The following is a 21,136-nucleotide window of genomic DNA, read 5'->3' on the forward strand; positions in this document are numbered from 1 at the left end:
ATTGCTTAATAAACTTCATCATGAGTGCCAATATCAATTAGCACAATCATATCCTCATTTTCATCAGGATTTGGCTCAAATTTATAAATAATACGGCAATCATACTCAACCCAGCAAGCCCAGAAACCTGCTAAATCACCTTTTAACTTATGTGATTTTAAAGTAGATGTAAATGGATCAGTGACAAGTATAGGACTTACGCATTGACAGAGAAGCCAAAATAACAGGTATAGTTTTCAAGGCTTAGAGCTAAATTTTTCCACAATATTTTGGCGATCGCAAGCAATCAAGTGTGATTGACAAAAGCCTGAAACAACCTATTTACTGTGATACACAATATAGTTATTTTGTACAGTGCGTAAGTCCTAAAGTAATTCCAAGACTTCAAAAATTGTTTCTTCTAGTCGAGGGTTTTTCCGAATAACTCATCTAAAAGCACGCTTGAAACTACTATCCCAAACAATAAGTCTCATTCTTCACTTAACAAATCATTTCGCAGATCCTTAAGCGTACCACGCTTGGCTGTACCTGTTCTCATTGCCTCCAGTGTTTTTGCAGCGTTGACGGCAATTTCTTTACGCCGTTGTTCAATGCGTCTTTTAGAAATTAATTCGACTAGTAAATCTTGCTCTTCGATGGAAAGAGCCTCTACATATTCGATGACTGTTTGAAAAGATATAGAGTTACTCATTGGTAGCTTTTATATAAGGTTTTGAAGCTCAGATTTTTGAGTTAAAGAGAATGGTGCAAGATATAAAATGATATATTACGGTAAGGCGATCGCTCTCATGAAACTTGCTTGATATTATTTTGTTGATTCTGAATCTCTGGAATTTCACCAGCATTTAAGGTGACAACTTTCCCATCCTGCATAATACTAATCGATTGTCCAAGCTGACGATGCCTTTCTATCGCAGCAGCAATTGCGGCTTTAACTCCAGCATCAATTTTGCTATGTAAATTTTTCATTTCTTCTTCAGTCATTTCCTACCTTTGTGATTTGTTTCCAGATTTGATCTATATAAATTATAGGTTGCTGATTAATTATACGTTCAGCAACGAAAAGGGGTGATGAGGTTGAATTATCATATATCATCCAACCATCGCACAAGGGTAAATATAAAGAAAGCAGATTAACTCTCCCTCTCGCATACCGTCTACGGATAACATCTTCAGGAATTGAATGTCCACCGCTAGCAACTCGTTGTGCTACCCGTTCTACTGCCAAATCAGCACTTTGTAACCAAAAGTAAATTAAATTAATCACGTAGCCTTTAGTTTTACATTCAATTATAAAAGGTGCAAAGGTTCTCGCTGCTAATGTAGTTTCAAAAGCAAAATCACTACCTGAATTAGATAAAGTTCGTAGCCTTTGAATCATTAATCTTCCGGCTTCAATAGCCATTGACTCAGGATTTAATGGAGATAAACCAGCAGCAATAGCATCTGCATTTACATACTCAAAACAGTCCAAAAAATTTGGTAATAAACTCATGGAAACAGTGGTTTTTCCTGAACCATTCGCACCACCAATAATATACAAACTCGGCATTTTTATCCCTTAGCTATTCCTCCAGCCATCAACAAACCAATTTCTTCCAATGTTGCCGTTTGTGCGTCTAAAATGGCGACAAACTCACCTCTGTAGATTACCGCAATGCGATCGCTCATTGCCATCACTTCTTCTAACTCAGTAGAAATATACAATATTGCCGCACCGCGATCGCGTTCTGCTAACAACCGCCCATGCACTGCACTTATCGCCCCCACATCTAACCCCCTTGTGGGTTGCATTGCTATAATTAAATCTGGTTCTCCCGCCAATTCTCGCGCCAAGACTACCTTTTGTTGATTTCCCCCCGATAGTTGGCTTACCTTGATATCTTCCCCAGTCGCCCGTATATCGAATTCTGTCATTGCCGTTTGGGCATGATTTTTAATTGTTGCTGATTGTAATAAAAAGTTACGACAAAATGGCGATTTTTTAAAAGTATTTAAAATCAAGTTTTGGGCGATGCTAAACTGCAATACTAAACCCATTTTTTGCCTATCTTCGGGAATGTAACCTATACTTTGATGATTCCTAGAGTTATGCAACTCAATTTTACCATTGATGATGGGTCTTAAATTGGCGATCGCATCTGCTAATTCTCGCTGTCCATTCCCATCCACACCAGCAATTCCCAAAATTTCCCCACCTTGCAATTGAAAGGAAATATCACGGACAGTTACCACACCTCTATCATCAGCCACTTGCAAATTCTGCACAGATAATATCATCTTCCCCGGCAAAGATACAGATTTATTCACCTGTAAATTTACTTCCTTTCCCACCATTAATTGGGCTAATTGCTGAGGCGTTACTTCTTGAGTTCTCGCTGTCCCTACTACCTGACCTCGACGCAACACTGTTACCATATCGCACAGATTAATTACTTCTTCTAATTTATGACTAATAAAAATAATTGTATTGCCAGCCGCCGCCAATTGACGTAAAATATTAATTAATGATTCTACCTCTGTAAGTGTGAGAACAGCCGTTGGTTCATCAAGAATTAATAGTTTAGCTTGGCGATATAAAACCTTGAGAATTTCTACACGCTGTTGTGTTCCCACAGGTAAATCTTCCACTTTAGCTGTCGGGTCAATTTCTAAACCATAAGCTTGAGATAACGCTGCTATTTCTTGTTGTTTTTGCCGCAAATTTAACCGCCAACTCTGTTGAGTACCCAGGATGATATTTTCAGTTACAGTTAACTGAGGTACAAGCATGAAATGTTGGTATATCATGCCTATACCTAATCTTATCGCTGCATTTGGCGAAGTAATCTTTACTTGCTCATCATTTAGATATATTTTTCCAACATCAGGTTGATATAGACCACTAATAATATTCATCAAAGTGGTCTTACCTGCACCATTCTCACCTAAAATTCCATGAATCTTTCCAGCCTCAACACTCAGGCTAATATTATCGTTAGCTAGGAATGAATTAAACCGCTTGCTAATATTTTCTAAACGTAAATACATTTATATTTATTGGCTTTGATGTTGGACTGATTTGTGTAATTAGGGAGTAAGAATAATGGAACGCAGATAAACGCAGATGGACGCAGATGAATGCAGATAAATTTATGCTTTTTTAACGCAGCGTGTATTTTTACCAGCTTCTTGACAACTTTCAAAAGCAATCTTTTTAGTAACTATATCCTGTTTTGCTTTTAAAGCACTTTGTTTTACAGCCTCCGGTACTTCTGCGCCAAATTTACCTAATGTTAATATATCTTCTCTTTCCAAACCAATAGAATAAATCTGCCCTTTGAGTTGTTTTTGCTGTGCTAGTTCTGCTAAATAAGCTATGGCTATATCCAAGCGTTTAACGGCACTTGTTAACACGGCTTTTGGGGCAACATCTAGCTGGTCTTTGGTATTGCCAAAAGCGTAGACTCCTTTATCACTAGCAGCTTGTAAAACTGCGGGGGAAGCGGTATCTAACCATTGATAAATCACATCTGCACCAGATGAAATTAAAGCTAGAGTAGCTTCCTTTGCCTTAGCAACATCATTCCAATCTCCGGTAAATGTAGAAACAATTTGCATATTAGGTTTAACAGATTTTGCCCCTAATTCAAAACCTCGGAGTTCTTCTTGGGTAGCAGGAAATTCTTGTCCAGCAATATAAGCTAATTTATTCGATTTAGTCATAGCAGCGCCAATAATGCCGCATAAATAACTACCTTGTAAATGGTCAATTCGCAAAGAGGCGATGTTTTCTCCCTTCGTATTACCATTTACACCTACAAAAAATGTATTGGGAAATTGCGGCGCGACTTGTTCGATGGCTGCGTCAAATTGTCCACCGTGGGCGAATACAAGATTATAACCCCTGCGCCCAAAGTCTGTTAATGCTTCTGTTTGGTCAGCTTGGGCGACTTGTTCCACATAGGCGACTTCTGCATTTAGCTTTTGTTTAGCTAGGTTTAAGCCTTCATAACCAGATTGATTCCAAGCTTGATCTGTGATGACTCCAGGGAGTGCGATCGCTATTTTAAACCCTCCCGCACCACTACTAGCTGTTGGTGTGGAAGTTTGATTACTAGCGCAAGCCTTCAGCAATAGACTAGTAGCAAAGGTAGCAGAAGTGTATAAAACAAATTTACGCCGACTCAAATTTAGCTGCATATACTGCTTTTCAGGATTGAGAGAGGGATTTTTACAATGAGATGAACTCACGCTATTGATTAACTTTAGCTGTTTCTAGCCACCGTTTACCCATTTCAATAGGAATACCCAAGGGAGGGCAAAGTATTTTAATCAATTCAATTCCCCCAGCTAACAGCACTTCTCTAATGCGGAAATTGGTTCTCACTTTTTCATCAAATCTCTCAACAAATGTTTGTTTATCTGCTGCTGATTTAATTGGGTAAGTTGGTGCAACTTCTTTTAAGTTATTGAGTAACTCTTGCTGATTGGCTGTGGTTATACTTGGGTGAGTTTGAGAAAGTTGATTTAATAGGTCTTGTATTTCTTGTGCGGCTTCGGCAAGGGTTTGTTTTTGTTGGGAAACATTTTTACCGATGACAGTACCATGATTAGTTTCAACAATCTGTACAGTTTCCGGGTTGCCAAAATTGTATTTAGATGATTGGGGTTTATCTGACATATTTCTCCTTAATTAAGTTATCAAATTTAAATTGATTGTTTTGCTTTATTTACCGTATATTTTACCATCATTCTTTTCAATGATTTGTACTACCTCTGCTTTTATATGGTATTTACTATCGACATCATTTTCTTTTTGTTCTTCTCTTTGTGGAGAGTGGAAAATATCATAGTTATAAAACTTACACCTCTGTTGAATTTTTAAAATTATATCTTCTGTTTGATATGTGCCATCCAAAAGTAAATTCCACATTTTATTAATTTGGTCTGCGCCTGCAATTCTTCCTAATGCCTCTGCGGCTCTCCGACGAACAAATAAATCTTCATAATTTAAAGCATCAATCAGCGCCGCTACTGCCCTTTCGTCGCCGATTTTTCCTAATGCCAATGCGGCAATCCTACCAACAGATGAATCTTCATGATTCAAAGCATCAATTAGCGCCGCCACTGCCTTTTCACTGCCGATTTCTCCTAATGCCTCTGCGGCACTCCAGACAACAAATAAATCTTCATAATTCAAAGCATCAATTAGCGCCGCCACTGCCTTTTCACTGCCGATTTTTCCTAATGCCTCTGCGGCACTCCAACAAACATCTGAATTTTCACCATTCAAAGCATCAATCAGCGCCGCCACTGCCTTTTCACTGCCGATTTCTCCTAATGCCTCTGCGGCACTCCAACAAACATCTGAATCTTCATCATTCAAAGCATCAATCAGTGCCGCCACTGCCTTTTCACTGCCGATTTCTCCTAATGCCTCTACGGCACTCCAACGAACAAATGAATCTCCATAATTTAAAGCATCAATCAGCGCCGCTTCTGCCCTTTGGTTGCCGATTTTTCCTAATGCCAATACGGCACTCCAACCAATATCTAAATCTCCATCATTCAAAGCATCAATTAGCGCCGCTTCTGCCTTTTCACTGCCAATTTTTCCTAATGCCTCTGCGGCACTCCTACGAACATCTGAATCTCCATAATTTAAAGCATCAATCAGCGCCGTCACTGCCTTTTCACTACCGATTTCTCCTAATGCGGATGCAGCACTTCTACGAACATCTGAATTTTCACCATTCAAAGCATCAATCAGCGCCGTCACCGCCTTTTCACTGCCGATTTGTCTTAATGCCAATACAGCACTCCTGCAAACATCTGAATCTCCATAATTTAAAGCATCAATCAGCGCCGTCACTGCCTTTTCACTGCCGATTTCTCCTAATGCCTCTGCGGCATTTTTACGAACATCTGAATTTTCACCATTCAAAGCATCAATCAGCGCCGTCACTGCCTTTTCACTGCCGATTTGTCTTAATGCTAATACAGCACCCCAACGAACAGATAAATTTTCATCCTTCAAAGCATCAATCAGCGCCGTCACTGTCTTTTCACTGCCGATTTCTCCTAATGCGGATGCAGCACTCCAACGAACATCTGAATCTTCATCCTTCAAAGCATCAATCAGCGCCGTCACTGCCTTTTCACTGCCGATTTCTTCTAATGCGAATGCAGCACTTCTACGAACAGATGAATTTTTATCCTTCAAAGCATCAATCAGCGCCGTCACCGCCTTTTCACTGCCGATTTCTCCTAATGCGGATGCAGCACTCCAACGAACATCTGAATCTTCATCCTTCAAAGCATCAATCAGCGCCGCTACTGCCCAATTTGAACGAGTAATATCTAATAATGTAACTTCTAAAGATTTAGATAATTTTTTATTTAAAATCAATTTTACAGTTGCTTCTTGAAAATCAGGTTTCACCTCGCCCGCTAACCGCGCACCTAACATTAAATCCACATCCAACGCTAACTGCACCACTAACATAGCCTGATTTTTATATTCAACTAATGCTAACATTAGTGCTAAAGGTTCAGTCCATTTCAACAAATTCAAATAATCACGCTTTAATATATCCTTGCTGATACTTGGTAATTGTCTCAGTACGTATTCAGCAGCATAATATTCTTGTAATAACTGGTGGCGAAACTCAATATTGTCCCCACTCCCCACTTGAATTAAATGATGGTTGAGTAAATCTTCTAACCAACACTTTGCTTTCTCACGGGGTTTATCAAATTTCTCTTCAGTTAAATATTCAGTAAAAATATCTTCTACTTCTCGCTTGGGAATTGCCACCCGAAATTCTGTTACAGGTTCTCCCTGCATCATCTTAAACGCTAAATATTCCAGTAAATCCTGCCACGAACGGCGAGATTCTGCGGTAACTGGTACACTCCGCTTCCAATTGTCTAAGTTTTCATAATTTCGGGTAAATGACCTAAATACCATCCCCAAGTTAGGCGGAATTTTCCCCGTCTGCCGAAATAAGTCGCACAACATCAACAGCAACAAGGGTGTTTTACCAAACTCCTGCAATCTTTCCCCTAAACGCCGCAACATTTTCTCACCCTGTTGTGGTAGATACGCCATGACAAACTCGCGCATCTGCATTTCACTCAGGGGTTGCATTTCCAGCTTTTTCTCAATTCCTAAATCACCACCCACACCCAAATCCCTTGTTGTAAAAATCATTGGTGTTTGGTGGTATTGTTTACGAAAGTCTAAAACTTTCTGCCGTGCATCTTCTGAAGGAAGCTCATTTACACCATCAATGAGCAGTAAAAATTTACCTTGCGTGAGTAGACTATCTAAAGTTGCTGTATTTATATTTAGGTTTGCGTCTTGTTGTTTCAGAAATGCTTGAATACGTTCAAAAACTGATTCTTGCCAATAACGTAATTCTACAAGTATGGGAATGGTTGCGTTATTTACCCCATTTTGTGATTCTTCCAACAGCAACCTTGCTAAAGCCGTCGATTTACCAGAACCCGGTTTTCCTATAAGTAAGACATGATTACTAGCATACTTACGAATACCCTTCAACACAGGTAAACGTTCTGTTTTCTCTTGTTCCCGCCTTTGTTGTTCTGGCTTTGGCTGCAATGTTTCCACCACCAACCCAAAATCAAAATGCCCTGGCTGTTCATTTTCCCGTTCGTTACCTTCCGCATCCGTGAACGTGTAAAGCTTCCGCCAGTGTTTATACTTGTCACTGATGGATTTTAGATAGGTTTGAAACTGTGGATTGTTCAGTGTTGTCACGCACAGGTGTTAGGAAGTTTCAAATCAAATCATAACAGATGACTTAGGTAGCAGGCAGGGTGGTTTCATACAAGGAGAGAAAAAGGAATAATGTGTTTCAAAGCCTCTCCCCCCGTGGGGGAGAGGTTTGGAGAGGGGTCAAAATCTCTGCTACAAAACGAGAAATCACCACTATCAAATCAAAGTGTTTTCTTACGATTCAATTTAGATTACTATATTATAGTAAGAATTACTTTATTTCATTTTAATTGTGAATTGTTCCAGCACAATTGGCTACCAAAACCCCCAAACTTAACTTTATTTCCAGATGAAGTTCATATCTGGCGCATCCCCCTTGACCAGCCAGAATCACAGATACAATATTTAGCTACAATTTTATCTAGTGATGAATTGGCGCGTGCTAATAGATTTTATTTTCCCGAACATCGGCAACGTTTTATCGCTGGTCGTGGTATTCTCCGCAGTATATTGGGGGAATATTTGCAGATTGAACCACAACAAGTCAAGTTCGATTATGAACCCCGTGGGAAACCATTCTTAGCAGATAACCAGAGTGGTTTGCAGTTTAACTTATCACATTCACAAAATCTGGGTTTGTGTGCAGTTAACTACACCCGGCAAATTGGCATAGATTTAGAATATATCCGCCCCACATCTGATTTAGAATCTCTTGCCCAAAGGTTCTTTTTACCAGGAGAATATGAATTATTGCGATCGCTCCCCCATGACCAAAAACAAAAGATTTTTTTCCGCTACTGGACTTGTAAAGAAGCTTATCTTAAAGCAACGGGAGACGGCATCGCTAAATTAGAAGAAATTGAAATAGCACTAACTCCCACAGAACCAGCTAGTTTACAGACATTTCCAGCTTGGAATCTTTTAGAGTTAGTGCCAGATAATAATTGCGTTGCTGCTGTTGCCGTGGCGGGCTTTGACTGGCAGCCAAAGTTCTGGCAGTATTGATTGTATCAATGCCTCATTCCCTAAGCAACTGTAGTCTCATGGACGCTTAGAGCCGACAGCTACATAGCTTTGCTTGGCTCTATTTTCTGCACGTCTTTGGTTGAACTTCACCACACCCAACCAACGATAAATTGTATCAACCGAAGTCGGAGCAATTTGCCCGAAAGACAACATCAGTTTTGTCAAACCTTCCATGATAGGGTTTTGATTGACAATGACTTCGGCTTTGTTGTATTTGATAGCGTTAACAATAGCATTAGCAACAGTCTCCGGTGCAGAAATACCCGCCAGTTTCGGCGCACTTACAAGGGGGTCAACAGTCATACCCGTTTCTGAGACATAGCCGGGACAAACCACCGTAGCTTGAACCCCAGTACCAATTAATTCCTGACGCAAAGCATCAGTCCACATAATCAAACCTGCTTTACTAGCTGAGTAAACGCTGTTGAAAGCAACTCCCTTTTTACCAGCCAGAGAAGCAATATTAACAATTCGACCACTACCCCGTTCCATCATGTTGGGTAGTAAAAAGCGTGTTAATTCCATAGCAGCCAATAGATTAGTGTTGAAGATTGATTGAATTTCCGCTAGAGAGTAATTCGCAAAATCTGAGTTAATTTCTATACCAGCATTGTTAATCAAGACATCAATAGGGCCGACAATATCTTGAGCCTGCTGGGCAAGACCTGATAATTGTGATATGTTGCACAAATCAAAAGGGATTGCGATCGCACTACCACCCGCAGCTTCAACTGCATTACAGGTTTGTGCCAATCCTGCCCCAGAACGAGATACACAAACTACCCTCGCCTGTTCCTTTGCCAAAGCAAGAGCAATGTAGACACCAAGACCGCGTGAAGCCCCGGTCAACAGTACTGTCTTACCTGTGAGAGTTGTCATTATAACCTGCTAGTCTCCGAACTCTGAGCCGCAGGATTTACGCATTGATATACTGGAGGCTGGGGACGAATCAATTCAAAATTCAAAATTCAAAATTAAGAATTTCTTATGACTCAGCACTTGCACCTTCAAATCATCAAACTACCCACCTATTCACAACTAAATGCGATAAAGACAGCTACACTACACAATTGCTCATAGACTTACGCACTTGGACTGCACCCTTCCGCCAAAAATTGTCATAATGCACTCATAACAGAGTTAATCGCTTCTGTTGCAGAACAGGCTTAATTCAGTTATCAGTTATCAGTTATCAGTTATCAGTTAATAATTGGGGGAAACAGTACACAATTTGTTATAGGTTGCGTCGCCGCTTTAAATCCCCTACTATAGCCCCGGTAACTGTTCACTTTTCACTGTTGACTGGTTTCATTCAAGGGTTTGTTCAACGAGAATAACCTTATAATCCACCTACATTTATAGCATTTATTCAGGTGGGGTAGTGTTATTGATAAACCTTATTTAATATCATGTCAGATCATGTCCGCTTAATCACTTATCATATCTTGGGGGTTGGTAATTGGTGATTGGTAATTGGTAATTGCTACTTAGACTTATCTTTCCTATTACCCATTCGCTATTACCCATTACCAACCCTAGCAACCATATCGTCAGTAATTAGCCGGACTTGATGTCATAGGAAAAACCCAGTTTCTTATAGAAACCGGGTTGGACGCATGAAATCAAAATTTTGGGGACTGGGGAGTGGGGAGAGATGAGGGAGTGGGGGGAGTGGGGGGAGATGGGGAAGCAATTTTAACTACCTTGTCTTCTACTCTGTAAGAAGCTAAAGCCACATCTGTAGCGGATTGCAATCGGATAGAATACAGATTCATCTGCGTCCATCTGCGTTCATCTGCGTTCAATCATTTTTTCTGTACCTTACTGGGCGTTGCTGAATCAAGATATGAATTTGTCTCACGCAAAGGCGCAAAGGCGCTAAGTTACAAAGAAAAAGGCCGGTCATTTTGCGATTTCATATTCTAATTCAGCAACGCCCCTTACTGACTTGAAAACCGCTATAACTCTCCCTCATCTCCCTCATCCCCCTCATCTCCCTCATCTCCCTCATCTCCCTCATCCCTCCTAAGCCAATGTTAAAAAGCCGGTTTGAATCAAGTAGGCTGTGTAGGTCATGAATAATTTACCGTCGATAGGTGGACAGCTAATAGGACTATCTGCTAGCGCCTTCAGGGTGTCTTGACAGCTTATGTAGGGTCTTCTAGCTTTGAGGTATAAATCGGGAATGGTGAGTTGTTCATCAGACCAGCGTTCTAGGAGGAAGGGACGCAGGGTGTATAAAGGGTTATCTACAGAAGTAGCATTTTTAATTAACTCTGCTTGCCATTCTTCGTAGGGGAGGGTTTTGATTTCATAGCCAAAAGAACGTACCCAGTCAACCAAAACACTTAAGGATACTGGTTCGGGGTGTTGTAAGTGGAAAGATTTACCTAGCGATCGCTTCTGCATAGATAGATAAACGATCGCTTTGCTGACATAATCTACAGGAGACATATCGAGCATATATTCCACTTCCGGGAAGCATCCCATTTGCAGACAACCCTTGACCATGAGATTAATGAAGTCGTGGGTATTACCGATACCTGTCTGACTGTCGCCAGCAATTAGGGGGGGTCTATGAATGGTAACAGGTAAACCGCGATCGCTCGCAATCTTCACCAACTTCTCCGCCACCCATTTAGTTTGAGAATATCCCAGGAAAATACCTTCCCAATGGCTAAAATTATCATCTTCCTTCACCACCTTACCAGCGTAAACAGGTGATTCAAACACCGCCACGCTAGAAACATAATGCACAGGCTTAACTTTAATTTGACAAGCCAATCTTAAAATTTCCTGAGTTCCCAAAACATTCGCCGCCTTCAAAGCCGAGTAAGGGAAAACATAATTTAGCAACGCACCACTATGATAAATAGTGTCAATTTCCGCCGCTAAAGTTTGGAAATTTGTGGCACTTAAACCCAACAAAGGTTCAGCCAAATCACCAATCACCGGAATAATTCTTGCTGCGTATTCATCCTGCCAAATTGCATAACCTTCCAGATTATTTTGCAATTTAGCTTTACCCGCTACAACATCAGCAGCACGTACCAAACAATAAATATCAGCCTGAGTTTGCTGTAGTAATTCTCGAATTAGGAAAGCACCTAAAAACCCAGTCGCACCAGTAACTAAAACTTTCTTAGGTTGAGTCACAGGAAAATCAACAGGAGTAGCACCACCAGGGTGAATTGTTGGGTCAAGAACTACCTCAGCTTGCAAATCCAAAACAGGCGCATCATTAGCCAAGCTAGAAGTATTAGACTCTGTATCTTGCCCCTCTGATTGTTCTTCCACTTCCTCCGCTAATCGCCCAGACAATGATTCAATCGTGGGATAATGCCACAACAACAAAGGTGATGGTTGAAAACCCAACAATTTCTCTAGTTTACTAACTAGCGTCATCGCCTGCGCCGAATCTAAACCATAACTTTCCAAATTGATAGTAGGGTCAATTTCCTCAGCATCTACCCCCAACAATTCAGCCAGGTTAGATATCATCCAAGCTTGAATATCTGCCGCACTATAAGTTTCTTTTAGACTCATCTTGAAAACTCCAAATTATTTAATTACGAACTTGGTAATATTGGCTTTAGTAGGGTGGGCATTGCCCACCATCTGCTAATTGAGAAAGTGCAAGATATTAGATAATCCAACTTGCCAAAAATATCGATATCGTTTGGTAATGGTCAATATGTTTTCACCCATTACCCCTTAATACCGAACAGGCTGATACTGACTATAGAAATCAGTAATTTGCAGCCCTTGAATTTTTAAACTTTGAATACGATATAAAAACGCCGCACCATTCATAATGTGATGAGCAACATCAACCACAAGCCGATTTTGTGGTTCTGCTAAATAAGAACCACGCACCCAGTCATTAAAACTCCCCATTGCCGGGCCGCACCAAATTTGATAATCAACTTCTCTACCTTTTTCCCCAGCACTAGACCAACGAGAAGACAACCCTAAATACCAACGAAAAATTAACGCCATTTTCAACTTAGGATTATTCACAGCCTTACCCAACTTCTCAGGATTCTTCTGTGATAAATAAGCGGCTGTTCCTTCCCAAACCTCGGCAATTGTCTTGCGAAAAACTTGTTTTTCTAACTTATCTTTTTCTGCTTGGGGAATAGCTTCAATCGAATCATAACTGCGGTATAATTCATACAACTTTTGCGCCCGCATCGCGAACATTGTACCGCGTTTGAGAACTTGTAACTTCACTCCCATTTCAAACATATCGGCGGCGGGAGCCATAATGACATCAGCCATTTCCGCCTGTGCTAATAACTTTTTAGTATGTTCACAAGCACCAGATTCAATACAAGCTTGATTCACCGAACCAGTAACAACATAAGCAGCACCCATCATAAAAGCTGCTAAAGCAGATTCCGGTGTTGCAATTCCCCCAGCCGCACCAACTCTCATAGGTTGCGGATAATGATATTTAGTTTGAATTTCATCCCGCAAAGCAATAATTGAAGGTAGCAAACAAACCAAAGGACGATTATCTGTATGTCCGCCAGAATCAGCTTCCACAGTAATATCATCCGCCATTGGCACCTTTTCCGCCAACTTCGCTTGCAACTCAGTAATTAAACCTTCTTCCAGCAATTCCTTAATAATTCTGGCTGGTGCTGGCTGCATAAATTTACTCGCAACTTCCCGGCGAGAAATTTTGGCAATGACCTTATTTTTGATTTGAATTTGATTAGCATCATTTAAACTTAAACCCGCCACCCGATAATAAACAATGTTGGGCGTTAAATCTAAAAATGCCGAAGCTTCTACCGTTGTCACCCCATATTTGAGGTACAAATCCACAGCACGGCGTTCAATCGCCATTTCGTTGGGGCTGTGAATCAAATTGAAGGCGTATGGGCCATGAGGTAAAGCTTGCTGAATACGACTAATAGCTGCTTCTAAACGTTCTGGAGGTAAACCACCCGCACCAAAGGAACCTAAAATTTTCTCTTTACCTAAAGCAATGATCATTTCTTCCGACGCAATACCGCCAGCCATTGCTCCAGTCATATAGGCAGACTTTACGCCATAAAATGAGAGAAAACTAGGGTCGCCTAACTGTTGAATTTTGATAGGTGCTAAAGATGTTAAAAGTTCTACCTGTCCTATTGCGCCAATTTCCGCCGGAGACAAATAACCGTCATTTGTGACACCGATGTTATCAGCAACCTTAACAATGTAACAAGGTTTATCTAGGGTGAGTAATTTGTTTTTTATAGCTGTGGGTTCAAAAGCTATGCAGTCTAAAGAACCCTTCCAAACTAAATTTTGATATGAGTTATGGGCAGAAAAACTCAGACCATTATCATATTTATTTATCAGCGCTTCCACAGTCGTCACAGTCGTTCCCTCGCACGATTAGCAATGAATTACTAACTTTTGGTAATCGGTAATCGGTAATTGGTAATGGGAAACAAACTATTACCTATTACCCATTACCCATTACCACCCTAAAGAAAATTAACTACTTCACTTCCTCATTCAATAAATCTTCGGCGCAAGCCATTTGTAATTGAATGATTTCACTCATCTGCTTACTAAAATCTTGTCTGGCTTTTAAGAAAGCTGTGTGATTTTGCGTAATTCGCTCATGATTTGCATTCAGCTTTTGATACTGAGCCGTATTTAACTCCAACATATGGATGATGGTTGCAAATTCGCTGTCGGTGGTGGTTGATGGGAGAAAATCTTCTGGTGTAGCTGGTGCAGTTGCAATTAACTCAGACGATTTTAATTGTTCTTCTGGCTGGAAAACGTGTTCAATGATATTTTCCGCAGAAAATTCTCCTTGAGGTACAGTTTCAGTATTAGTTGGCTGTGGTAATTTGAGTGAATTTATACTTAAAAAATCACTGGCTAGAGGAATATTATGCTGACGTTTTGCAGCCCGTTCCTTTTTAAATTTATCAGCGATTTCTTGAAACAGTTTACGGTTTTCTTCACTCAAGATTTTGCCAGTAATTGAGTCACCACCTAAAGTTATAGTCCGCAGCATAGCTTTATTTAGCTTGCTAGTTTCTGTAATTGGGCTGTAAAGTGGTGCTAAATTAACATTCACTCGATGGCTGACAAGTTTAGCTAAGGCTTTAACAAATGAAGTATGGTCATCAAGACCCCGACGATTTAGGGATACGGTAATGTGTTCTTTATCTTCCAAGATTTTATCAATCCAGCGAGAACAAACACTACCCGCACCAGCTTCCACAAATATTTTCGCACCGTCGTCGTAGATGCGGTTAACTAATTTGGGAAAATCTAATTCTTGAGATAACCCTGTGGCGATACTACGGGCGATAATCTCACTTTCTAATGTGATAGTTTGATATTCGGCAGCAGAATAGAATATTGTATCGGGAATGTTTTGTGTTGGTAAAGTATTTAATTTGACCAACTCATCAAACTCCGATCGCATGGTTTGACAATGAATCACATGGTCGAAAGGAGCCGGGAAAGCATTACACCCAATGGTTTTTATCACCCTTTGACAAGCCGCCGGTTCACCTGCTATCAATACTTCTTCTGGTGTATTAATTTGTGTCAGATAAACACGGGTTTCATTTCTCACAGCATCCCGCACCTGGACAGGACTAGCCATCAGCACATAATTAGCCCATAAATTATCACCCGAAGCTGACGCAGCTTTTGGTAAACCCCAATACTCACGCACAGCATTTTTCGGCCCGGATAACCTATCGCCAAACAAAGCCGAGGAGTTGAAGGAATTACTCCCTTCATAAAAGTTACTCCATACTCCTTGAGCAACCATCATACTAGTTTCACCCAAGCTATACCCAAACACATATTTAGGACGAACTTGAAAATCATCCCGAATGATGGTTGTTAGCAGTCTGGTGCAAAACATTTCTGCTTCAAACATGGCTAAAGAATCATTGAGTAATTTCTTCTCTAGCTGTTCTAGCTGTCTGGTAGTTAATTTACTTAAACTTCTAGGAAATACTAGCCTCTCTACATCCGCAGCACGTTTGTAAATACTCTTCACGAAGGGGTTGTCATGAAGTTTGGGAAAGAGGCGGAAAAGATGGCGACCAATACCTATATAGGAGTTCACCGCAGCCGGATAAACGTAAGCAACTTCACCCTTTTTACCCAATGGGTTGGCTGTGAAATAACTACCTACAGGTGTTTGCCAATCTGTACCTTTGTCAAAAGCTACATTAATTCCTTTGCGTGCAGATTCAATTTCTCTGAGGAGTTCTTTCTTGTTACGTCCGGTAATTGATATGGCGTAATTAGCTTGAGTTTGTTGTTGAAAACTATTGAAGGTTTGGCTAGCACTATTGGATAAACAAGCACTTTCTCCAATACTTTTTTGTAGCTGATTTAATGCTTCTAACAAACTTGTTTTGTCATTACCAGCAACAGGGAACAGATAAAAAGGCATCTGTTCCAAATACCTATTTGGACGCTCTTGTTGATTAGTTTCTTCTGAGAGAATGATATGTGCATAACTACCATCACAACCCAGTCCATTAATTGCGGCGATGCGTCGGGGAGCATTCTTACTCAGGAACCAAGGTCGAGATTCTGTCGCCACATAGAAAGGACTACCTTCAAAAGCTTGGGGTGTCTTGACACCAGACCAGTTAGGGGTGGCGGGGATGTATCTGTAGTACAGACACAAGGCTGTTTTGATTAAACTGGCAATTCCTGAAGCCACGAAGGTGTGACCAATGTTTGCTTTGACACTGCCAATAGCACAGTGCAAACCGTAACCTACTGATGGGTATGCTTGCACTAAACCAGCAATTTCGGCTTCATCTTCTTGAGGAATCCCACTAGCGCAAACTTCTACATAATTAACTTGGTCTGGCTGTACACCCGCCATTTGAAAAGCTTGCTGACAGGCTTGGTTAATGCTTGCCCCATCTAAGGTTGTGTAGGTTTGACCGATACTGATAGCATCAATTACGGCATAGATGCGATCGCCATTTTCTATCGCCACATCATGACGCTTCAGCACAACTACACCCGCACCTTCTCCTGGTGTCCAACCGTTGGCTTTTTGGTCGTAGCTTAAGGTATTAATGCCAGTATTAATCTTAGCCTCTTGACTACGTAATAATACGTTTTCAACACCACCAGCCAAATCGACTGCACCAACAACCACCGCATCCACTTCGTTAGTCATAAGTAGCATTTGTGCCACTTCCAACGCCTTGAATGCAGAACTTTCCACAGCCGTTAAGGTGAAGGAAGGCCCGGTAAAATTCCACAACGAAGAAATGCGACTCGCCATAATGTTGGCAATATAGCTTAAATACTCACCAATCTCTACTTCATGGTGAACGCTATCTTTAACGATGGTTTCCAGTTGCGAAACTTGTTCTGGCGCTAGAGTGATTTCTGCCGCATTTAAACCATCTTTAACTTGCCAAGATGAATCCCAGCGTTGTTGTAGTTGATGTACAGATAACTCCGTTTCTGTGGCGATAATAACTGCAACATTACCACCTTCGGGAATTTTCGCATCTTTCAGGGCGCGATCGGCCACAGTCAACAGTAGCAATTGTTGAGGGTTGAGTTTTTCAACTTCGTTAGGAGGAATCTTATAGGCAAGAGTATCAATATCAAACTCTTGGATATAAGCACCTATAGGCGCATTTCTATCTACTAAACCATACTCTTGCAATAAGTCTTTTTGCTCATCAATACCGTACCATCTTTTCGGCGGTAGGGAGATGAAATGCTGCTTACCTTCATAAATACTACGTTCAAACGCATCTAAGCTTTTGCACTCACCAAAGAAGGCATCCATGCCTACAATTGCGATTTTAGCTGTGTTGTTATTTTCTGTTTCCAACATCACTCTACTATTCTCAAGGTTAAAGTTTTTATAAGTTCGTAGTGAGGGCTTTAGCCCTCATTTACTAAGGGCTAAAGCCCTTACTACGAACTTATTTTTCTAAAATCAGATGGGAGTTTGTACCACCAAAACCAAAAGCACTTAACGCCGCGTATTTAGTTGAATTATTTTGCGGCCATTTTGTTCGACTACGCACAATATTTTTGGCAGAAATCACATGATTTTCCGAACTTATGGGATCATTTACGTTAATAGTCGGCGGAATCTCACCATGATTCATACTGTAAATTGCTTTTGTCAAACTCACCATTCCCGCAGCTACTAATAAATGACCCACATTAGCTTTAGCTGAACCTACTAACGGTTTTGCTTGATGTTTGCCAAAAAAGGTTTCTATCGATTCAAGTTCAGTAGTATCTCCCAGTAAAGTACCAGTAGCGTGACATTCCATATAATCGATAGCTTTGGGGCTGAGTTGGGCTTCTTGATAAGCACGTTCAAAAGCTAGAACTTGCCCTTTTGTATTAGGACTGAGTAAATGCTTACCTTTACCATCATTAGAAAGCCCATTACCGCAAACCGTCGCCAAAATTTTATCTCCATCTCTAACGGCATCACTGTAACGTTTTAACATTACCATTCCGATACCTTCGGAAGTAATTAAACCCCTTGATGCCTTATCTAGAGGTGAACTGATAGCGTTTTCTGGATAGCCTTGAACACCAGAGAACAACATCCGCAAATATAGAGGATCTGAACAACTGATAGCACCAGCTAACATGACATCAGCTTTGCGCGTCCAGAGGTAGTGAGATGCTAACTTAATAGAGTAGAAGGCAGAAGAACAAGCAGCATCTATACACATATGAATACGTGATAGAGAAAAAGCCTTAGCTATTAACGCAGCTGGTAAACCACATATCATGGCATTGTGTGTAGCTGGTTTAGTAGCTGTGGGTAAAGCCGCTAGATGGAAATCTTGATTTTGTAAAAGTTCTGCAACAGCCGGTTGGATAGTTTGACGATAAATTGGTGCAATGAGTTGATTAGAAAGCTTTGTGGGGAAAGCTAGGGTTCCTAAAATTACTCCACATTTAGAAAGAACCTCTTTATTTCCCCAATAACCACTATGTACAATTGCTTGTTTAGCAGCGTATAGTGACCATTTGCAGGTGTTATCTAAGCTTTCCACATATTCTGATGGCAGATTGTATTCACCGGCATCAAATTTAAAATTGCGAATAAACCCACCTTTGAGGAAGTAAAATTTTTCCGGCTTGCCTTTTACAGGGTCGTAAAATATTGTGGGATCTACACCTAATTCTTCGACAGTTACAGATGATGTCGAATCTTTTTGTTCGGTGATATTTTGCCAAAATTGCTCAGGATTGTTAGCATCAGGAAAGAGGCAAGATAACCCAATGATGGCGATTTTTTCCACTACTAATTTCCTCGTTAGGGTATAACGAATTACTACTTATTGGATTTACGCTATTCCCCTCTGTGTCTTCGTGTCTCTGTGGTGAAATAAGATGTTTCTAAACGACAGAGGCACAGAGGCACAGAGAATTAATTAGGATGGATTTACAGTTATTCGCAGACGAGCAAGGATGTAAGGCTGATTAATATCGGCCTACTATAGCAATCCTAATTTATTTAGGATGTTTTGCGAGGTTTGTTTTAAGAATTGGGGAGTGTCAGTGAACAGTTATCAGTGAACAGTGAACAGTTATCAAACGTATAGTAGGCTACTTATACCATTCCACTGATAACTGTCAACTGTCAACTGTTACTTTGGTTTGTGTAGATTCATCGGTGCAATAATTGCTTTCGCGGCTAGGATGCGTGAATAAAGTTTGCCTTCGTTGTCGTGGAGGAGGAAGTTGGCGGTTACGCCTGTGGCGGTTTTGTTGATAATTTCACAAGACACGTAGAAGGGTTCATCACAAGGGATGGGTCTAAATTGATCTGATTGGGTTAACTGTCCGGGTAAGCATACTTCTTGATGCACATGGCTTAACCATAACCACAAAGGTTGTGTACTTAAATCGGTGGAGTAGGGATTGTACCATCTGACAGGGAATTGTCCTTGGACTTCTTCGGGGATTTTAGCCCAGAAGCATTCGACTGTGATTTTCTCAGAGTTAATGTTCAAGACTCTGGTGATTTTTTGAAATGCAGGGCCGTGAAATAATGTGGAATCTCCATTTTGATAAAAGTCTTTACCAGTTGTGCTGATAATGTTATCTTCTTTGAGATTTATACCTTCGTAAATTGGCGCTTCTGGCGACTTTTGCACGATGGTAACATGAGCGCTGAAGTGATAATGGGTTTTACCTTGGGGAGTTTTACTGTAAATTGTGGTCTGAAATTCAACAGACTCAGAACCATGTTTGGCGAGTTCTTGTATTTCTAAAATATGTTCGCTGGCTAGAACATGATTGAAGGTGATACCCTTCAAAACTTTAAAGTCTTTGCAACTGTAATATTTGTAACCTGGATAACGTTCTTCGCAAGCGTTAATCATCCAAGACATGGCACAGGTGGCTGGAAGGACGGCTGTACCTGCAATTACGTGGTCATGTAGGAAGGGGTTGGCCTCTAGTGTGAGACGGCGACGCAGGCGATAGCTACGTAGTTGCGGATCTAGGGGTGTGGGTGGGGGGATGATGGGGCTACCAATTACCACTTGGGTAGAATCTCGGTGGCTGGGATGCAGTTCGTTAACCAACATTTTTGTCCCCACATCCACAGGGATGATATCAATTCCTCGTTCCGCAAAGGCTTTCTTGAGTTCTGGTGTTACCATTCCACTGTCCCAACCGCCCCAGTTGATGGCGACTACGTGACAATGGGGATTGTTTTGCTTGATGAGATGGGCAGATTTGTTGAGGATTTCATTGGCGATCGCATAATCTGATTGTCCAATATTCCCATAAAACCCAGCCACGGAGGAAAACAACACCAAATGCTGCAATTGTTTGGCATCAATGCAAGTCAGTAAATTCTCTAACCCTTGCACCTTAGCTGTATAAACTTTTTCAAAATCCTGGTCTGTCTTCTTCTCAATCAACTTATCAGCTAGATTACCCGCACCGTGAATTATCCCGGTAATAGTTCCCACCCGTGCAGACACAGCCGCTAACTTTTGCTGTAACTGAGTAACATCAGTCACATCAACATCAAGATATTCTACCTGGGAACCTGTAGCGGCGATCGCTGCCAAAGTCGCTTTAATTTCTCGACTAGAAACAATCTTCTGATAAATCTTCTGCACCGCCATCGGCGTAGGCTTCTCACCTTGACTGAGGAGATGCTGCATAATTGCTTTTTTTAAAGCCGACTCCTCAACACAGTCACGAGCAAATTCCGGCTCTTCCATCACTTCCGACCGACCGAGGAGAATAAATGTACAAGGCTGGTGCTTTGCCAATTCAATTACACACTGCGCTGTAATTCCCTTAGCACCACCACTTACAACAAAAACCGAACGAACCAGAGTCAATGTAGCCATATTATCAAACACTTAA

Annotated in this window: 16 protein-coding genes; 1 reads left to right on the forward strand and 15 read right to left on the reverse strand. The window is 40.9% G+C overall.

The window, feature by feature from the left end; all coding sequences use genetic code 11:
- Positions 1–5 precede the first annotated feature (5 nt).
- The 8 genes from H6G83_RS14300 to H6G83_RS14335 form a co-directional block, all read right to left on the reverse strand.
- The gene (locus tag H6G83_RS14300; RefSeq protein WP_190473394.1) at positions 6–227 is read right to left on the reverse strand and encodes a type II toxin-antitoxin system RelE/ParE family toxin; all 222 of its coding nucleotides are present in this window, start codon (positions 225–227) and stop codon (positions 6–8) included.
- A 242-nt stretch (positions 228–469) separates the two neighbouring features.
- Positions 470–691 (reverse strand): hypothetical protein, encoded by a 222-nt coding sequence (locus tag H6G83_RS14305; RefSeq protein WP_190473226.1) that lies wholly within the window; start codon positions 689–691, stop codon positions 470–472.
- A 95-nt stretch (positions 692–786) separates the two neighbouring features.
- A complete protein-coding gene (locus tag H6G83_RS14310) occupies positions 787–984 on the reverse strand; it encodes a hypothetical protein (RefSeq protein ID WP_190473230.1) in 198 nt (65 codons plus the stop codon).
- Complete coding sequence (locus tag H6G83_RS14315; RefSeq protein WP_190473234.1) at positions 977–1,552, reverse strand: zeta toxin family protein; 576 nt, start codon at positions 1,550–1,552, stop codon at positions 977–979. The genes H6G83_RS14310 and H6G83_RS14315 overlap by 8 nt, the downstream gene beginning before the upstream one ends.
- Before the next feature lie 2 nt (positions 1,553–1,554).
- The gene (locus H6G83_RS14320) at positions 1,555–3,030 is read right to left on the reverse strand and encodes an ABC transporter ATP-binding protein (protein WP_190473238.1); all 1,476 of its coding nucleotides are present in this window, start codon (positions 3,028–3,030) and stop codon (positions 1,555–1,557) included.
- Between the two features lie 102 nt (positions 3,031–3,132).
- A complete protein-coding gene (locus H6G83_RS14325) occupies positions 3,133–4,182 on the reverse strand; it encodes a BMP family protein (RefSeq protein ID WP_190473241.1) in 1,050 nt (349 codons plus the stop codon).
- Positions 4,183–4,234: 52 nt separating this feature from the next.
- Entirely contained in the window at positions 4,235–4,663 is a 429-nt protein-coding gene (locus H6G83_RS14330; protein ID WP_199328434.1) for a hypothetical protein, read from the reverse strand.
- 45 nt (positions 4,664–4,708) lie between these two features.
- Complete coding sequence (locus tag H6G83_RS14335; RefSeq protein WP_190473244.1) at positions 4,709–7,765, reverse strand: HEAT repeat domain-containing protein; 3,057 nt, start codon at positions 7,763–7,765, stop codon at positions 4,709–4,711.
- A 255-nt stretch (positions 7,766–8,020) separates the two neighbouring features.
- On the opposite strand from H6G83_RS14335, the gene hetI reads away from it, so the two are divergent.
- Positions 8,021–8,728 carry a 4'-phosphopantetheinyl transferase HetI gene (gene hetI / locus H6G83_RS14340; protein WP_242044588.1) on the forward strand — a complete coding sequence of 236 codons (708 nt, stop codon included), beginning with the start codon at positions 8,021–8,023 and terminating at the stop codon, positions 8,726–8,728.
- A 36-nt stretch (positions 8,729–8,764) separates the two neighbouring features.
- On the opposite strand, the gene H6G83_RS14345 is transcribed toward hetI, so the two are convergent.
- The 7 genes from H6G83_RS14345 to H6G83_RS14375 all read right to left on the reverse strand — a co-directional run bounded on the left by H6G83_RS14345 (position 8,765) and on the right by H6G83_RS14375 (position 21,120).
- Positions 8,765–9,628, reverse strand: coding sequence for an SDR family NAD(P)-dependent oxidoreductase (locus H6G83_RS14345; protein WP_190473250.1), 864 nt, complete (start codon positions 9,626–9,628; stop codon positions 8,765–8,767).
- 743 nt (positions 9,629–10,371) lie between these two features.
- Positions 10,372–10,524 carry a hypothetical protein gene (locus H6G83_RS14350; RefSeq protein WP_206758990.1) on the reverse strand — a complete coding sequence of 51 codons (153 nt, stop codon included), beginning with the start codon at positions 10,522–10,524 and terminating at the stop codon, positions 10,372–10,374.
- Positions 10,525–10,774: 250 nt separating this feature from the next.
- Positions 10,775–12,295, reverse strand: a complete 1,521-nt coding sequence (locus tag H6G83_RS14355) for a thioester reductase domain-containing protein (RefSeq protein WP_190473257.1) — start codon at positions 12,293–12,295, stop codon at positions 10,775–10,777.
- A gap of 168 nt (positions 12,296–12,463) precedes the next feature.
- Positions 12,464–14,122 carry a PfaD family polyunsaturated fatty acid/polyketide biosynthesis protein gene (locus tag H6G83_RS14360; RefSeq protein ID WP_190473261.1) on the reverse strand — a complete coding sequence of 553 codons (1,659 nt, stop codon included), beginning with the start codon at positions 14,120–14,122 and terminating at the stop codon, positions 12,464–12,466.
- Positions 14,123–14,246: 124 nt separating this feature from the next.
- Positions 14,247–17,606 (reverse strand): PfaB family protein, encoded by a 3,360-nt coding sequence (locus H6G83_RS14365; protein WP_190473264.1) that lies wholly within the window; start codon positions 17,604–17,606, stop codon positions 14,247–14,249.
- Between the two features lie 91 nt (positions 17,607–17,697).
- Positions 17,698–19,047: a beta-ketoacyl [acyl carrier protein] synthase domain-containing protein gene (locus H6G83_RS14370; RefSeq protein WP_190473267.1), complete on the reverse strand. Its 1,350-nt coding sequence runs from the start codon at positions 19,045–19,047 to the stop codon at positions 17,698–17,700.
- A gap of 348 nt (positions 19,048–19,395) precedes the next feature.
- Positions 19,396–21,120, reverse strand: a complete 1,725-nt coding sequence (locus H6G83_RS14375; RefSeq protein ID WP_190473270.1) for an SDR family NAD(P)-dependent oxidoreductase — start codon at positions 21,118–21,120, stop codon at positions 19,396–19,398.
- Positions 21,121–21,136 lie beyond the last annotated feature (16 nt).

This window comes from Anabaena azotica FACHB-119 (assembly GCF_014697625.1).
GTDB lineage: Bacteria > Cyanobacteriota > Cyanobacteriia > Cyanobacteriales > Nostocaceae > Trichormus > Trichormus azoticus_A.

Bases quoted from the DNA above. Each gene is read 5' to 3' on its own strand.
- H6G83_RS14305 (WP_190473226.1), bottom strand. From the start codon at position 691: ATGAGTAACTCTATATCTTTTCAAACAGTCATCGAATATGTAGAGGCT.
- H6G83_RS14310 (WP_190473230.1), bottom strand. From the start codon at position 984: ATGACTGAAGAAGAAATGAAAAATTTACATAGCAAAATTGATGCTGGA.
- H6G83_RS14315 (WP_190473234.1), bottom strand. From the start codon at position 1,552: ATGCCGAGTTTGTATATTATTGGTGGTGCGAATGGTTCAGGAAAAACC.
- H6G83_RS14320 (WP_190473238.1), bottom strand. From the start codon at position 3,030: ATGTATTTACGTTTAGAAAATATTAGCAAGCGGTTTAATTCATTCCTA.
- H6G83_RS14325 (WP_190473241.1), bottom strand. From the start codon at position 4,182: ATGCAGCTAAATTTGAGTCGGCGTAAATTTGTTTTATACACTTCTGCT.
- H6G83_RS14330 (WP_199328434.1), bottom strand. From the start codon at position 4,663: ATGTCAGATAAACCCCAATCATCTAAATACAATTTTGGCAACCCGGAA.
- H6G83_RS14345 (WP_190473250.1), bottom strand. From the start codon at position 9,628: ATGACAACTCTCACAGGTAAGACAGTACTGTTGACCGGGGCTTCACGC.
- H6G83_RS14350 (WP_206758990.1), bottom strand. From the start codon at position 10,524: ATGAATCTGTATTCTATCCGATTGCAATCCGCTACAGATGTGGCTTTA.
- H6G83_RS14355 (WP_190473257.1), bottom strand. From the start codon at position 12,295: ATGAGTCTAAAAGAAACTTATAGTGCGGCAGATATTCAAGCTTGGATG.
- H6G83_RS14365 (WP_190473264.1), bottom strand. From the start codon at position 17,606: ATGTTGGAAACAGAAAATAACAACACAGCTAAAATCGCAATTGTAGGC.
- H6G83_RS14375 (WP_190473270.1), bottom strand. From the start codon at position 21,120: ATGGCTACATTGACTCTGGTTCGTTCGGTTTTTGTTGTAAGTGGTGGT.